This window comes from Rhizobacter sp. P2_G4 (assembly GCF_056403575.1).
On record NZ_JBFUFG010000003.1, the window covers coordinates 80,852 to 96,146 of the forward strand.

The 15,295-nt window shown below is 66.5% G+C and carries 11 protein-coding genes; all 11 read right to left on the minus strand.

Going from position 1 to position 15,295, the window contains the following annotated elements:
* Positions 1–188: 188 nt before the first annotated feature.
* Positions 189–2,066 carry a type VI secretion system baseplate subunit TssF gene (tssF, locus tag AC1DYS_RS13280; RefSeq protein WP_477899795.1) on the minus strand — a complete coding sequence of 626 codons (1,878 nt, stop codon included), beginning with the start codon at positions 2,064–2,066 and terminating at the stop codon, positions 189–191.
* A complete protein-coding gene (tssE, locus tag AC1DYS_RS13285; protein ID WP_477899797.1) occupies positions 2,066–2,584 on the minus strand; it encodes a type VI secretion system baseplate subunit TssE in 519 nt (172 codons plus the stop codon). The genes tssF and tssE overlap by 1 nt, the downstream gene beginning before the upstream one ends.
* 94 nt (positions 2,585–2,678) lie before the next feature.
* Positions 2,679–3,470, minus strand: a complete 792-nt coding sequence (locus AC1DYS_RS13290) for a type VI secretion system accessory protein TagJ (RefSeq protein ID WP_477899799.1) — start codon at positions 3,468–3,470, stop codon at positions 2,679–2,681.
* A gap of 3 nt (positions 3,471–3,473) precedes the next feature.
* A complete protein-coding gene (locus AC1DYS_RS13295; RefSeq protein ID WP_477899801.1) occupies positions 3,474–3,977 on the minus strand; it encodes an Hcp family type VI secretion system effector in 504 nt (167 codons plus the stop codon).
* Positions 3,978–4,114: 137 nt separating this feature from the next.
* Entirely contained in the window at positions 4,115–4,594 is a 480-nt protein-coding gene (locus AC1DYS_RS13300; protein ID WP_477899803.1) for an Hcp family type VI secretion system effector, read from the minus strand.
* Between the two features lie 100 nt (positions 4,595–4,694).
* Positions 4,695–6,188: a type VI secretion system contractile sheath large subunit gene (gene tssC / locus AC1DYS_RS13305; RefSeq protein WP_477899805.1), complete on the minus strand. Its 1,494-nt coding sequence runs from the start codon at positions 6,186–6,188 to the stop codon at positions 4,695–4,697.
* Between the two features lie 25 nt (positions 6,189–6,213).
* Positions 6,214–6,726 carry a type VI secretion system contractile sheath small subunit gene (gene tssB, locus AC1DYS_RS13310; protein ID WP_477899807.1) on the minus strand — a complete coding sequence of 171 codons (513 nt, stop codon included), beginning with the start codon at positions 6,724–6,726 and terminating at the stop codon, positions 6,214–6,216.
* Positions 6,727–6,758: 32 nt separating this feature from the next.
* Positions 6,759–7,766, minus strand: coding sequence for a type VI secretion system protein TssA (gene tssA, locus AC1DYS_RS13315; protein ID WP_477899809.1), 1,008 nt, complete (start codon positions 7,764–7,766; stop codon positions 6,759–6,761).
* Positions 7,767–7,855: 89 nt separating this feature from the next.
* Positions 7,856–11,488 (minus strand): beta strand repeat-containing protein, encoded by a 3,633-nt coding sequence (locus AC1DYS_RS13320; protein ID WP_477899811.1) that lies wholly within the window; start codon positions 11,486–11,488, stop codon positions 7,856–7,858.
* Positions 11,489–11,496: 8 nt separating this feature from the next.
* Complete coding sequence (locus AC1DYS_RS13325; protein WP_477899813.1) at positions 11,497–13,119, minus strand: ShlB/FhaC/HecB family hemolysin secretion/activation protein; 1,623 nt, start codon at positions 13,117–13,119, stop codon at positions 11,497–11,499.
* 17 nt (positions 13,120–13,136) lie between these two features.
* Positions 13,137–15,266, minus strand: a complete 2,130-nt coding sequence (locus AC1DYS_RS13330; RefSeq protein WP_477899815.1) for a CHAT domain-containing protein — start codon at positions 15,264–15,266, stop codon at positions 13,137–13,139.
* Positions 15,267–15,295: the final 29 nt, after the last annotated feature.

The window sequence follows — 15,295 nt, forward strand, 5'->3', positions numbered from 1 at the left end:
TAGAAAGCGAGCGAAGCGACGCGCTTCATCAAGCAACGCCCCAAGCCCGGATCTCCCAGGCCGATGGGTGGCGCCCCTTGGGGGCCGAGGCCGGACACAAATAGTCCGGGGGACTGTTTGCGCCTGACGAGGAGCTGGGCCACCTGGACCAGCGCGGCCTGCAAGGCGGAGCGAAGCGACTGGGGGGCTCATAACACCGCATGACTGCCAATGCGCGGCTTGCAGCGCATGATTTCGCCGCGCGACGCGGAGCGCAGCACGGTCTCGCAGAAGCTGTTGGCTGCCGCGTGACGGGCAAAGAACTTGTCGAGCACGTTGCCAAGCAGGAACGCGCTCGACCCCTGGAATCCCAGCTCGTCGACCAGCGCCGTCACCTCGACTCCGCAGCCGAAGGTCAGCGGGCCGGGGAAGGGCAGGCGGCGCACGACCGACGTGGCCTCCAGCCACTGAATGCTGTCGACCTGCTTGGTCCAGGCCACGTCTTGCTCGGGGCCGTGCAACGAAAGCAAACTGCGCAGCGCAGAGGCCGCGCGTTTCGGGTCTTCACCGGCGATGCTCAGGTAGTTGAGCGTGAGCAGGCTCACCATGGACCAGCCCACGTCGCCGCGGGCGAGGCGTTGCGCCGGTCGGGTCGGGCCGCGCAGCGTTTCGATACGACCCGCGGGGCCGGCCGAGTCGAGCACCCAGGTGGTCGAGTTGCCGGGCAGCAGCGTGGGCAGGTCGCGGTTCGTCACGAGGGCGGAGACAGACAACTGGCGGATGTCTTCGCGGTACGGCGCGTTCTGCGTGTCCACGAGAGACAGAAACGCCTCTTGTCCCACATAGGCGGAACGTGGCCCGTCGAGCCGCTGGCGCGACGACAGCATGCGCGGCTCGCGCCGCACGGTGTAGTAGGCGCCGTGGCTGCGCGCAGCGTCGTGGTAGCTGGCGTAGAGCGGCAGGAACTTCTGCTCCGCGACCTGGGCAATGCCGTAGCCAGTCACCGATTCCAGCGTGTGGATCTCGTAGTCCATCGGCCGCGTGCGGTCGGGCACCACGTGGTGCTCCCAACTGCCCGTGCCGAGTTGGATGCGATCCAGCCGCTTGGGAAACAGGTTGACGGCAGGCGTACAGAAAAGCGCGAGGCTGCCGGCGTCCACCAGCGATTCAAGGGCGGCCTCCCCGCGCGAAAACAGCACGACGATCTCGGCCTCGGCACTGTCCACCGTGGCCAGGCGGCGCGCCAGATCGTTGATCTCGAAAAACAGGAAGCGCTGCGGCATGGCCGCCAGCTCTTGCAGCAGGCGGTGGCCGCTGAACCCGCGCAGGGTCTCGGGCAGCAGGGCCTGGTCGTCGTCGTAGCCGACGGGCTTGACGGAGTCGCCATCGGCAAAGCCCGCGCTCGGGCTGCGCCCGTTCGGTCCGCCGGGTGCGCTGACCCAGGTGCCCACCGTGTTGCCCAGCACCAGCTCGTGCAGGCGGAAGGCCACGTCGTCGGGTGCCGAGATGAAGAGCGGCAGCTTCTCCAGCTTCAGCTGCTTGAACTTGAGCCCGCCGTGCAGCTTGAGCTTGATGCGCAAGCCGCCGCGCAACTGGCGCGCCACCGGCAAGTGGGCCAAGGGCAGGTCGGGTGCGTGGCTGAAGTACTGCACCGAGTCGATCTCGATCGGCCACAGCGTCACCTCGTGTGCGGTGCGGAACTCGCAGCGTGTGTTCTGCCCGCGCGTCAATTCGCTGGTGAGCGAACTGCCGCGCTTGAGCGTGAAGCCCCGTGCCAGGTTCGGGTCCAGCGGATCGGGCCGCATGCGCGCAATCATCATCGACGGCACGGGCGACAGGAAGCCGGGGTACACCGTCTCGAGCAGGTGCTGCACGAAGCGCGGGTGCTCGGCGTCGATCTTGAGCTGGATGCGCGCGGCCAGGAAGGCAAAGCCCTCGAGCAGGCGCTCGACGTACGGGTCGCTGACTTCAAGCCCATCCAGCGACAGCCGCGCGGCGATCTTCGGGAACTCGGCCGCGAACTCGGCACCGACCTCACGCAGGTGCGTGAGCTCGTCGTTGTAGTGGCGAAGGAGATTGGGGTCCATCAGCCGATGACTCTGCGAGCGGACCCGCTGGCGTCTCGCACCTCCACCTGGCCGGCCTCGAGGTCGACCTGGGTGCGCAACAGCAATTCCAGTGGCACGGGCTGCGCCCACATGAAGCCGCGGATCTCGAACTCGATGACGTTGTGCGTATCGAGCACGTTGGAGGCTTCGAGGGCACGGACTTCGAGCGAGTCTTCCATCACGCGCGGCTCGAAGCGCAGGATCGCCTGCTTGATGGTGCGCTCGAGCAGACTGACGTCCACACGTGACGCAAGCTGGCCGGACATCGCCGGCAGCCCGTAGTTCAGCACCGAGTCGGCCGCCTGCGGGAACAGCGTCGCCACGTTCTTGTTCAGTGGCTGCACGGAGTTGAGCAGCCACGAGAGATCGCGCAGCACCGCATCTCGGATCTGCGACTTGTTCATCACGCGGTTGTCGTCGGCCTCGACCTGGGATTGCGGCGCGAAGTCGGTCAGGCGGTCCAGCAGTGCTGGCTGCAAGCGATCGCGGAGGTTCATGTGGCCACTCCAAGCGGGTCGAGCGCCGGGCCGCCCCAAGCCGGCCCGCATCCCCGTGGGGGATCGGCCGATGTACTCATCGGACGAGGGGTTGTCATACCTCGAGCTTGATCTCGCGTGCTTCCAGCAAACCCATCTCGGCACTACTTGTCGAGAGAAGACGTTGGCCGAGACCTGCGAACTGGTCGGTACCGATCGGCAACCATTCGGTGGCGCGGGCAAGCTTGAGCTTGCCCTCGGGCTGCTCGCGTGTGCCGGGGTAGCAGGTCGGCACGAGCGCCACCGTGTCGCCGCCGTTGGTGAAGGTCAGGTGTACGGGCGCCCAGACCATGTCGCGCAGGTCTTCCGGCGCTTCGACGGTGATGGCCGAGAGCGCGTTGAAGGGAATCCAGGTGTAGCGGCCGTTGAGCACCGCTTCGAGCACGGGGCCGATGCGCGAGTCGGCATCGGCGATCCAGTCGAAGGGCTCGCCGTTCAGGCTGCCGGCGGTGGTGGGCGCTTGTTCGAAGGCATTCGCCCTCAGGTGCTGCGCCTGGGCCGACTGGCCCTGTGCGTCCTGCCCCAGCGCTTCGATCAGCATCGCAACCCAGGCCGCCGGCTGGCCGAAGACGACGGGGGTGGTCTTGCCGGCGAACACCGAGTTGCGCACCGCTTCGCATTTGATGGCTTCGCGGTAGGTGTTGACCATCGACAAGGTGCCGTGGTCAAGCTCGCCGCAGACCTCGAGTTGCGCCATCGCGCGCTCCCACTGCCCGAGCACGCTCAGCAGTTGGAAGAGGAAGACGCGCAGCTTCGCGTCGCCCGGCTTCTCGCGCACCTGAGCCTGCAACGCGGCCAGCGCCTGGGCCGGGTCGCCGGCGGAAAGCAATTCTTGTGGGGTGGCCATGGTTCAGACCGGCAGGATCTCGTCCTGGAAGGTGGTGCTGCCGCCGCGTTGGCCAGTGGCCTGCTGCAGCTCGTAGTTCACCTCGATCTTGGTGAAGGCGAAGCTGATGCGTTCGAGTGCGTCGCCGTCTTCGCCGCATTCGATGTCGAGCGCGCTCACGCGGGCATTGCTGAGCTTGATGGTGAAGTAGTCGCGCTGTCCTTCACCGGCTTTGCGCATGGTGAGCTTGGCTTCCTTCACTTCGTCGTTGGTGGCCAGCACGCTCATCAGCGAGGTCGACGACGAGTCGATGCGCTTGGTGACGGTGAGGTTCTTGTAGCTGCGCCGCCCGGTGGCCTGCGCCGAACCGAGTGCGGAACTCGCGCTCATGCCCCAGGCCCAGCCGTGCACCGAAATCTCCTCCTTGTGGTCGACCGCCTGGCTTTCGCCTTTCAGCTTGCCGGCGCGCTTGGTCTGCACGGAGAGAAAGACGTCGATGGCACCGCCGGGTAACGGGGATGAAGGCATGGTGAATCCTTTTGCGCACGCCGTCTCGCACGGTGCGCCATGCTGCGATGAGGTGGACGCAGCCTCGTGGCCGCGTCATCGCCTCGGGTTGCACCTCGCGAGAGGTGCGCATTTCCGTCAATGAGAGACGCGCAGGCTCAACGCGTTTCGGTGGTCGCGGTGTTCCAGCCGAACTTGACTTCGCCACCCAGACCACCCTTGTCGTCCTGGGCCTTGTAGGCGAACTCGATGTCCTTGTAGGAGCACATCACTTCTTCTTCGATGTTGCCCTCTGAGCCGGCTGACGGTGCCACGCTGGTCACGAACACTTCTTTCAGGGTGACCACGAGGAATGCCTTCTGGCCCTCGCCGGCCTTGCGGGCGGTGAGCTTGGCATCCTTGAAGTGCTTGCCTGCCGCGCAATGCTTGGCCAGCACGGGCGAAGCCTTGTCGTAGACGTGGCTGAATTTGAACGAACCCGGCTCGGCCTTGCCACGGCCCGAGCCGCCGCCGGTGTTGGCGCCGGACGGCTGCGTCACTTCCCAGCTCCACGAGAGAAGCTCGATCTCTCCCTTGTGGTCCTTGTGTGTGGCTTCGCCTTCGACGCCGTCAAACTTGATGTGAAAGTCACCGCTCATGATGAAAACTCCTAGATGGTTTGTAGATGAAGCTGCCTGCGCTGGTTATGACGCTGAATGGCAAGAAACACTGATCGATCGATTCGGAGGCCTGTAGTAACTACTGCTGCTTCTGCGAAGGCAGCTTGGAGACGAGACGCAAAGACACCGTGAGCCCTTCGAGTTGGTAGTGGGGCCGCAGGAAGAACTTCGACGAGTAGTAGCCGGGATTGCCAGGGATCTCTTCCACCGTCACTTCAGCCGCCGCGAGTGGCTTCTGTGCCTTGGTGGTCTCGGACGAATTGGCCGGGTCGCCGTCGACGTAATTCATGATCCAGTTGTTGAGCCACTTGGCCATGTCTTCCCGCTCCTTGAAGGAGCCCACTTTGTCGCGCACGATGCACTTCAGGTAGTGCGCGAAACGGCAGGTCGCAAAGAGGTAGGGCAGGCGTGCGGCCAGGTTGGCGTTGGCCGTGGCATCGGGGTCGTCGTACTCCGCAGGCTTCTGCAGCGACTGGGCGCCGATGAAGGCCGCGAAGTCGGAGTTCTTGCGGTGCACCAGCGGCATGAAGCCGTTCTTCGCCAGCTCGGCCTCGCGGCGGTCGCTGATGGCGATTTCGGTCGGGCACTTCATGTCGACGCCGCCGTCGTCAGTGGGGAAGGTGTGCGTGGGCAGGCCTTCCACCGAACCGCCGGACTCGATGCCGCGAATGCGCGAGCACCAGCCGTATTGCTTGAACGAGCGGTTGATGTTGACCGCCATTGCGTACGCCGAATTGGCCCAGGTGTATTTGGTGTGGTCGGCGCTGCCGGTATCTTCCTCGAAGTTGAATTCCTCGACCGGGTTGGTCTTGGCGCCGTAGGGAATGCGCGCCAGGAAGCGTGGCATTGCCAGGCCGATGTACTTGGCATCGTCACTCTCACGCAGCGAGCGCCAAGAGGCGTACTCCGGTGTGGTGAAGATTTTGGTCAGGTCGCGCGGGTTGGCCAGTTCTTGCCACGAGCCCATCTGCGCCAGGGTCGGGTCAGCCGCAGCGATGAAGGGCGTGTGGGCGGCCGCGGCCACCTTGGCCATTTCGCCCATCAGCTCCACGTCTTGCGGGCCGTGGTTGAAGTAGTAGTCGCCGACCAGGCAGCCGAAGGGCTCGCCGCCGAACTGGCCGAACTCTTCTTCGTAGACGCGCTTGAAGATCGGGCTCTGGTCCCAGGCTGTGCCCTTGTAGCGCTTGAGCGTTTTGCCGAGCTCGTTCTTGCTGATGTTCATCACGCGGATCTTCAGCTGCTCGTCGGTCTCGGTGTTGTTCACCAGGTGATGCAAGCCGCGCCAAGCCGACTCGATCTGCTGAAAATCAGCGTGGTGCATGATCTGGTTGATCTGCGAGCTGAGCTTCTCGTCGAGCTCGGCGATCATCGCTTCGATCGAGGCGACCACGTCGCTGCCGATCAGCTGCGTCTTGCTGAGCGCCTGCTGCGCGAGCGTGAGCACCGCGGCTTCAACGGCGGATTTGGCTTCGTCGCTCTTGGGCTTGAATTCCTTGTTGAGCAGGCTGGCGAAATCGCCACCCTGGAATTCGACGCCGGTGAGTGCGGAGGATTGACCTTGTGCTTCTGCCATCTCTGTTCTCCGTTCGGGGATCGGCTTATTCAGCCTTGGGTTCGTCGGCAGCCTTCTTGGCGCTGGCCAGGCTGTTCAGCAGAGCCGGGTCCTTCACGACCTTGGCGAGCAACTCTTCGGCGCCGGTCTTGCCGTCCATGTAGGTGATGAGGTTCGACAGCTGCTGTCGCGCGGTGAGCAACTGGTTCAACGAATCGACCTTGCGGGCCACCGCGGCAGGCGAGAAGTCGTCCATGTTCTCGAAGGTGATGTCGACACTCATGTTGCCTTCGCCCGTCAGCGTGTTGGGCACCTGGAAGGCCACGCGCGGCTTCATCGACTTCATGCGGCTGTCGAAGTTGTCGACGTCGAACTCGAGCAGCTTGCGCTCGGCCACGGGCGGCAGCGGCTCGGCCGGCTTGCCCGACAAATCGGACAGCACGCCCATCACGAAGGGCAGCTGCACCTTCTTCTCGGCGCCGTAGAGCTCCACGTCGTATTCGATCTGGACGCGCGGGGCACGGTTGCGTGCGATGAATTTCTGACTGCTGGTGGCCATGGAAAAACTCCTCTACGGTGTGGACGGACGAACTATTCGTTGGGGGTGCCGGCGATGTTTTCGATCTGGTCGATGCCGGCCGGCGCCAGGTCGCGGATGATCTCCAGAAAGCTCTTGCCCATGAGCCGCTGCGCGCGGCGGATGAGCAATGGCGCGGGGTTGGTGGGTTCGTTGCGCTCCAGCCATTCGCAGGCGCGGTCGAGGCTGCGGACCACGTCTTCGCGCGTCTGCAGCGAGCCCGAGGCGCCGCGCGATGCGGGGGTTGTGGAGGTGCTGGTCGAGCCCTCTTCGGTGTCGGGTGTCACGCCAGCGCCTTCGGCTTGAGCTGCCACGTTGGCCAGGGTCTGGGTCAGCACGCGCAGTGGGCGCAGATCGGGGCCTTGCGAGGCGCCGACCTTGTCGCCCAGCACGGCTTCGATGCGGACCACTTCGGCGTGGGCCTGCTTGAGGGCAGCCTGTACGCCAGCGCGCTGCGCTTCGGCAGCCTGAACGGCTTGCACGGCGCCTTCGAGCGTGGGCACGGTTTCGCCGGGCAGCGGCTCTACTTTGCCGGCGGCCAGCTCCAGCTGGCGCACGCTCAGCGCCGCGCGGCCGGTGCCCACGATGGCGGCGCGAAAGTCGGCCAGGCCGCTGTCTGCGTCGACAAGCGGGGCGAGGGCGTTGAGCCGCATCGTCGGGTCGTTGTTGTCGTCGGTCTCGAGCATAGGGAACACGTGGTCCCAGTGGCGCTCGAGCAGGCCGGCGATCAGCGACAGCGCGCTGACGTAGGCCGTGACGCCGTGGATGCGGGCACCTGCGCGGGCCAGCATCACGGCCACGCGGATGTCGCGGGTGCGGCGGGCCACTTCGAAGGCTTGTTCGTGTGCCACGCGCCAGTCGGGCTCTTTCGCTGGGATCACGGTCTCGCCGAATTGCTGCTCCGACTTGACTTGAGCCGCTTCGTCGAACGCGAGGAAGGCCGGGTCGTATTCGAGGTCGGTACCACAGGGTGCATCGTCACCGAGGGAGGCCAGCAGGTCTTCGACGGGGAGGGCGTTCATGTGGGGCGGCGGCTGGGTTGGATCACGATGGGTGGACTTTATGAAGCCGCGGCCTTCGCGACATCAGCCGAAAGTCATCTGCACGCTCCCTAGAACGCGGAGCACGAGCCTCCGTCGGTCACGTTCAGGCAGCCCGCGAGCTGAGGCTGGTTGCGCACCTTGCCCCATTCCGAGGCGAGCGGGTCGTTTTGCTTGTCGTCGGCCAGCGTGCCGCGAATCACCGAGGCCGCCGTGCAGATGTAGGGTTGGTCGAGATTGCGGCCGTAGACGTCGGATGCCATCTCGGCCAGGAAGCTCGACTGCAGCATCTGCCGCGTGATGGTGCCGGGGCGCAGCGTGAGCGTCGACGGCGTGAAGGCCACGTTGTAGCCCGTGGGGGACGTCAGCGTGCCCTGGGTGATGGCCAAGGTGTTGGTGCCTGTGGGTGTGGTGCCGAGTGCGCCGCTGAGTGCGCTGGCGGCGGTGTCACCGTTCTGCAGGCCGGTGGTGGTGTAGGTCAGGGCCGGCAGCGCGAGGCCCAGGTAGCCCGTTGCCGGGTTGGCCGCCACGGCGAGTGTGGGTTGATTCGGGTGCAACAACTGGGTGCCGGTGGTCGGCAGCGCAATGCCCGAGACGCCGCAGGTCGCCTGGTCACCGAACACGCAGCCGTAGAAGTTGGTGCCCGGGGCCGCGCCCGTGAAGTTGGTGGCCCACAACTGGGCCGAGCCACCGACCGGCGCGGTGACGGTGGCGCCAGGCGCCAGCGCAATGGTGGGCGCCACGATGTCGAGCGTGGCATTCGCGCCCGACATGCTGATCGACTGGTTGATGTTGACCGCGGTGTCGGACTGGATGAGCGCAGTGGTGCCTCCGACGCTGTTGGTGATGTTCAGCGGTGTGAAACCGGTGCCGGGCGTGTAGCCGCCTGTGCCGGCAGCGCCGATCGTCAGCGCGCCAGTGTTCTGCAGCGTGAAGGAGGCGGGCGGGTCGAAGGCGAGGGTGCCGATGGCATTGCCGGCGTCAGCCAGCGTGACGGTGCTCTGTGCGCCACCTTCGACCACCAGGTTGCCGGTAACGGTGAGGGCGCCGGTCTGGGTGACATTGCCGCTGCTGCGAAGCCCGAGGTTTTGCAGCGCGTTCCCGCCGCCCAGCGTGATCCCAGCCGAGCCGGCGCCCTGGTTCTGTAGGGTGACCGACACGTCGCCGTGCTGCGTGAAGGCGCCGTCTTCGACGGTGATCGCCCCAGTGTGGGTGCTCGACCCGATGACGACACCGCCTGTCGCAGCAATGCCCGGCCGTGACACATTTGGCGTCAGCAGCCAGTTGGTGTCGACGTAGAAGAGGCCAGCGGTGGGCTCGACGCCGAGCTGGATGCCAGTGGCCAGTTGCTCGACCAAGTCACCGGCCACGCTCACACCGACCGGCCGCAGGTTCACCGTGCCGGTGGTCTGGACGATGGTGCCGGCACTGAGGCCGAGATCAACGCCCGGGCTGGTGTCGGAGCTGCCAGCGAGCACAACGTTGGCGCCCGTGGCCACTGTGTTTTCGCCGCCCACACCACCGTTGATGGTCAGCGGCCCGCCTTGTGCGTTGAAGTACGCCAGGCCGCCCAGCCCTGCGTTGCCTACCAACTCGCCGGCGAGCGTGATGCTGCCTTTGCTGTCGGGTGCCGCCACGATGTTGGTGTTGCGGTAGCGCACGCCGGCGGGTCCGAAGGTCGTGCTCGAGCGGTTCACAGCCCGGCCCGCCACGTACAACGAGCCTGCGCTACCGAGATTGACATTCAGCTGGTCCAGCACCACGCCGGTGGTGTTGCCAGCGGTCGAGACCACGCCATCGGCGAAGCCGCGCACCGAGATCAGGCCGCTCGCGGTGTCGAGCGTGGAGGGCGTTCCCGCGGAGCCGCCGAGCGCCACGGCGGCGCCCTGGCTGCCCAGCCCCGCGATGGTGATGTTGTTCGCGGCGATCGAGCTGCTGATGAGGGACACGCCATTGGCGTTGGAGCCGCTCGGTGCCTGGCCGCGCATCGAGACGTCACCGCGACCGGTGGCGCCGCTGGTGTCGATCACGGCACCATTGAGAGCCACGCCATCGATCTGGTTGTTGCTCAGGGCAAAACCGGTGGCAGGTGCCGTGCCGCCACCGATGTCCACACTGCCACCGCCGGTGAGCACCGTGCCCGAGACGATGACGCTGCCAGAGCCCGTGCCATCGCTGTTGCTGTAGAGCTTGACGTTGAGCGGGCTGTTGTTGCTGGCCTGCAGGGTGCTGCCGGTTTCGAGCGTGATGTCGTTGTGCGCGCTGAGGGTGAGCGTGGTGGTGCCTGTGCCTGCGGTGTGGGAAACCGTCGTGTCTCGCGCGAGGTTGATGTTGCCTGTCTCGGTGCCGGCTTGCGCCGTACCGGTGGTGATGGTGACGCTGGTGCCTGCGTCGAGGGCCGCCGACAGGTCGGCCGCGTTGATGTTGGCGCCCGGCCCGGTGGGGACGAAATTGCCATCGACCCCGCTGGCGGTGGCGTTGGAGATGGTCACGTTGTACGGGTCGAGTGTCCACGTACCGGCGGTGCCGCCTGCGGCCCGGGCGCTGGCGTCGACGACCCCGCGGCGGGTCACGGTGCCGTCAGCGGACGCGAGCCGCGTGTTGACCGCCGTCCCCGAGGTCTCGACAGAGCCGCCGTTGCCACCGTTCACGCCGCCTCGCGCGCGCAGGTTGCCGTACACCTCGGTCACGCCGTAGTCGGCGCGTGCCACCGGGTTGGCGCTGTGGTCGTTGTACATGGCGCGCAGGGTGATCGAGCCGCCGTTGCCCGCACCGGTGGCATCGGCCGACAAGGTGGCGCCTTGATCGATGACGATGGAGCGCGTGTCGTCGTTGCCCACGTCGATGCGGCCACCGCCGGTGCTGCCGTCGGCCGACACCTGGCTGCCACCGTGCAGGCGGATGTCATCACCCTGAATGTTCACCCGTCCGCTGTTGGCAACGGTGAGTGATTGAGCGCCCAGCTCCACACGGCCGGTGCCGGGTTGCAGCGTCAGTAGCTCGACGAAGCCGCTGTTGCCCACAGGCCGCAAGGTGGCAGCGCCGCCGCTACCGAGATGGATGCTGCCGCCGGGCGCGGCAATGCTGCCGTTCTGCACCACCTGGTCGCGGCCGACCAGCACGACGGAGCCACCCTCGGCTACCTTGATCTGTGGCCGCTGCGGGTCGATGGCGCCGAGCACTTGAACGTTGCCGCCGCCACCGCTGAGCTGCACGTTGGCGCCGCTCATGAGGCCCTGGTAATTGTTGGCCGTCATCGAGGGGTCGAGGTCAAGGCTGGTGGCGACCAGCGAACCGACGTTGACCTGTGCAGACCCACCGAACACCACACCGCTCGGGTTCACCAGGAACACGCGGCCGTTGGCCGACAGGCTGCCGTAGATTTCGCTCGCACTCGGGCCGGAGCCTGCGCTGCCCACCACGCGGTTGACCAACACGCTCTGYGCATTCGGCTGAACTATGTTGACCCGCGCTTGGCTGCCGATGCTGAAGCTCGACCATTCCACCAGGCCGCGGTTGCTGCCGCTGGCCGTCTGCGTGACGGTCAGGCTGTTGTTGGCGGGCGCGCCCACGTTGGCATTGATGGTGGCACCGCCTGGGCGCTGCACTGGCAGCTGCGTGGCGGCGGGCTGGGCGAAGGCACTGCCTGCACCGAGTGCGAGCAAGGCGGCCAGGGCGATCGGGGTGTACGTGGGTGCGCGCATGGCGGCTCCTAGAACGAATGTTGGATCTGCACCAGCAAACGAGCCTTCGGGTTCTCGTTTTCGGACTGCACCGCATCGTTGCCGCGGATGCCCACGCTGGCTTTCAGCGTGAAGAGGTCGGGGTCGGTGTATTGCACTCCGAGGCCGTAGCCGTGGAGGGTTCGGGTGTTGTCACCGGTGAGCGCATCGGGTGTCTTGCGGATGCGCCCGTAGCCCCAGTCGAAGAAGGTGTAGGTGGTCCACAGCGGGCTGATCCAGTAGCGCAGCTCGGTGTTGATGATGGCGCCCACGTCGCTGGAACCTTCGGCCGCAGGGTAGGCGCGCACGCCTTTGTCGCCACCCAAGGTGAACTTCTCTGCGTTGTCGAGATTCTTGTTCGCCCACTGACCCGCGCCGCCGACGAAGAGCGCCAGCGTGCGCGTCAGCGACTGCAGCCGCGTGGCCTGCGCGGTCACCTTGGTGAAGTTGCCGAGCGGCGTGGTGTCGGTCGGCGGGGTGGCGGAGTCGTCGCTCAGCTTGCCGAACTGCACGCCGAGGTTGCCGCCGTTGTAGCCGCCGCCGAACACGGTGCTGCGCGACTCGAAGGCCAGCGTGAATTCGGCTGCGCGAATGGTTTTCTTGGACGATGCGACGTCGGCGATGTCGTCGGTGAGCTTCTTGTTCATCACCGCCATGCGGCCCACCAGGTTGCCGTCACGGCTGCGCAGGAACGGGTAGGACAGCGAGGCGTCGAACACGTCGGCCTTGCCGGTGAAGCCGGCGTCTTCGAACTGCTCGCCCAACTCGTAGCCCACGCGCGAATAACCGAGGCCGCCGCGCCAGGCCGAGGCGCCGATTGGTGCCTCGTAGCCGAGCCGGCCGACTGTCGTGCCCGCGCCGTTGGAGACGAGCAGCCGCAGGTCGAGGTTGTCGCCGATGCCGCTCGGATTGTTCCAGCGCAGCAAGGTGCCGAGCCGATAACGGCCGCTGACCGACGAGCCGTGGTTGTCGAAATCGATGCTCGCGTCCCAGGGCCGGCGTGCTTCGGTCTGCACGCTGACGCGGTACTTGCCTTCGTCGCCGGTGGGCAGCAGCGTGGCTTTGGCGGCTACGCCTGGCCAATCGTTCAGCGTGAAGAGCGCGCGGTCGAGCATTTCAAGATCGAGCGGCTCGCCGGCGCGTACGCCGGCGTTGTCGAGTACCCTGGCCACGCGCGCCTCTGACACCGGCGGCTTGGGCGAGGCTTCGATGATCACGCGCTCGACCTGCGGTTCGACGATGGCGATCTGCAGCACGCCTTGCGTCAGGTCTTGCGGCGGGTAGCCGACGCCGGCCATGCCGAGACCGCGCTCTTCGTAGGCTCGCCGCACGGCGGTGGCGATGACGGTCAGCTCGGCGGCGTCGATCTCGCGGCCGACGAAGGGCTTTACCAGGGCCTGCAGCTCGGCGGGCGACACCAGGCGCGTCGCGCCGAAACGAACTTCCTTCAGCAGGAACTTGCCGTCGGTGGTGCTGCTGCTCATGCTGCCGACAACGCCCGATGCGGCAGGCGCCGGCGGTGAGTTGCGAAGCGGCTGCGTCTGTGCATGGGCCGCCGATGCAAGAGCCGCGAGCGTGGCAAGTGACAGGCAGATCGATCGGAGGGGATTCATGTCGTGTCCTTGGCCGCTCATCGCGCCGCCTCGCCGCCTGCGATCAACAGCCGGCCGTTGCCGATCACGTTGAACGGTGCCCAGAAGAAGGGGTGGGCGAAGCGCCGGTTCTTCTGCACCTCGAGCTGGGCGAGCTGCATGCTGGCCATCAGGTCGCGCCCGGCGGCCAGCTCGCGGTAGAGCCGGCCCATCAGCAGGTCGGTGGAGTCGTCGGCGACCGGCCAGAGCGAGGCAACGATGCTGTTTGCTCCGGCCGAGAGCAGCGAGCGCGTGAAGCCGATGATCTCGTCACCGCGCGCCACGCGGCCGAGTCCGCTCTCGCAAGCCGACAGCGTGATGAGGCGCACGCCGCGCAGGTCGAGCGTGTAGATCTCGCGCGCTTCGAGCAGGCCCGGCTCGGTGCTGCTGGCCGCGAACAGGATGCGCGAGAACAGCGGGTCGGCATCGTCCAGCTCGGCGTGCGCGGCCACGTGAACCATGTTGGCCTGGCCGGCACCGGCCTTGAAACGCTCCTTGGTGGCTTCGCGCTGGACGAAGACCTCGCTGTTCCTGAAGAGGCGGGCCACCTGCTGCACCTCGCGCTCGGCACCCGGCAGCGGCACGTTCTTGTCGGTGCTGGGGTTGCCGAAGCCAAGCAGCGCCGGTGCGGGCGCATTGCCGCGCGCCAGCAGGCGTGCACCCACGGCCGACGAAGGCCAGACCGTGAGGGCAGTGCGCTCGATCAGGTAGCTGCGGCCATCGTTCAGCGCCTGGAAGGGCAGGTAGTGCAGCGGGCCGTGCGGCACCACGAAGAGCCGCAGCACCGGCGTGAGGTCCATGTCGGCCAGCAGCACCTTGTTGAGTGCCACGGCCAGCGTGCTGGTGTCTCGGCGGCGCTCGATCACGCTGCTGCGGAAGTTCTCGACCAGCGCAGCGAGGCCGGCCTGGCCCTGGTTGATCACCGAGGCCGACATGCCGGCGCGGGTGATCAGCCAGACGATGCTGCGGTTCTCCAGCACATGGAACTGCAGCACCGCCTCGCCGGAAGCCAGCGTCTTCTGCAGCTCTGCGAGCGTCACGCGGTGTTCGGCCAGCGTGTCTGCCGCGCGGTCGCGGATGGAGTCGAGCAGTTGCCGCGAACGTGACGCTTCGGAGAGCGTCCACGCGGCCTCGAAGTCACGCGCGCCGATGCTCAGGTCGAGCGCGGTGTCGAAGACTTTCTGGATGTTGCCGAACAGGCCGGTCTTGAATTCTTCGCTCTGGAACTTGCCGCGCAGGCTGTCGGCCAGGCGCACGGTTTCAAGGTACGCCTTGAGCGCAGCAGGCTGGTCCCCGCGCTTCAATTCGACGCGGCCGATGCCTTCATTGGCCCACAGGCGGTTGTAGCCGGCGTCGGCAGAGGTGCTGTCGTTTGCGATCTGCTTAAACAAGACCAAGGCCTGATCGTTCAGGCCCGCGGCGAGCAGCGCATTGGCGCGGCTTCTCCCATAGAAACCGCCGAGCTTGGCTGCCTCGCCCTTCGGCAGCAGGTCGAGTTGCTGCAAGGCTTCGCTTGGGCGGCCTGCGGCGGTGTAGGCATTGGCCAGCGACACCAGCACCAGCGGGCGAAAGCGCTCGCTTGCGAGTTCGAGGCTGCGCTTGTAGGCGTCGGCCGCGTCACCGTAGCGGCCGCGACGAACAGCCACGTCGCCCAGCACCTTGTGGGCCGGCGCGTGGGCTTGCTGCGGCTGCTTGGGCTTGAGCGCGAGCGCGCCTTGGGCGAAGCGCTCGGCTTCGTCGAGCAGGCCGGCATAGTTGTACGCGATGGCGAGGTCACGCTGCGCGAGCGAGCGCAGGTCTTCGTTGTCGGTGGTGTTGCCCACGTGCAGGGCTTTGCTCGCCGCCCGGATGCTCTGGCGGAATTCACCTTGCTCGGCCAGCGCAATCGAGCGGCCGCAGTAGCCATAGCCGTCGAGCTTGATCACATCACGCTCGTACAGCGCGCGTCCTTCGGCGCTGAGGGCGAGCAGGCCGTCTGCATCACGGTGGCGGGCGAGGGCATCGCGTGCCACCGCGCTGGCCGGCGCCAGGGCGTCCTGGGCCAACGACGGCATGCTGAGGGAAAAGAGCACCGCGCAGGTGCCGGCGAGAACCGCTCTATGGAAGACCCGCACGGACTTTCCCTTCATGTCGAACTACAGGGCCGAACGATGACAAG

Excerpts from the sequence above, each read along its gene's own strand:
- tssA (WP_477899809.1), bottom strand. The coding sequence starts at position 7,766 with ATGAACGCCCTCCCCGTCGAAGACCTGCTGGCCTCCCTCGGTGACGAT.
- tssF (WP_477899795.1), bottom strand. The coding sequence starts at position 2,066 with ATGGACCCCAATCTCCTTCGCCACTACAACGACGAGCTCACGCACCTG.
- AC1DYS_RS13325 (WP_477899813.1), bottom strand. The coding sequence starts at position 13,119 with ATGAATCCCCTCCGATCGATCTGCCTGTCACTTGCCACGCTCGCGGCT.
- AC1DYS_RS13300 (WP_477899803.1), bottom strand. The coding sequence starts at position 4,594 with ATGAGCGGTGACTTTCACATCAAGTTTGACGGCGTCGAAGGCGAAGCC.
- tssE (WP_477899797.1), bottom strand. The coding sequence starts at position 2,584 with ATGAACCTCCGCGATCGCTTGCAGCCAGCACTGCTGGACCGCCTGACC.
- tssC (WP_477899805.1), bottom strand. The coding sequence starts at position 6,188 with ATGGCAGAAGCACAAGGTCAATCCTCCGCACTCACCGGCGTCGAATTC.
- tssB (WP_477899807.1), bottom strand. The coding sequence starts at position 6,726 with ATGGCCACCAGCAGTCAGAAATTCATCGCACGCAACCGTGCCCCGCGC.
- AC1DYS_RS13330 (WP_477899815.1), bottom strand. The coding sequence starts at position 15,266 with ATGAAGGGAAAGTCCGTGCGGGTCTTCCATAGAGCGGTTCTCGCCGGC.
- AC1DYS_RS13295 (WP_477899801.1), bottom strand. The coding sequence starts at position 3,977 with ATGCCTTCATCCCCGTTACCCGGCGGTGCCATCGACGTCTTTCTCTCC.
- AC1DYS_RS13290 (WP_477899799.1), bottom strand. The coding sequence starts at position 3,470 with ATGGCCACCCCACAAGAATTGCTTTCCGCCGGCGACCCGGCCCAGGCG.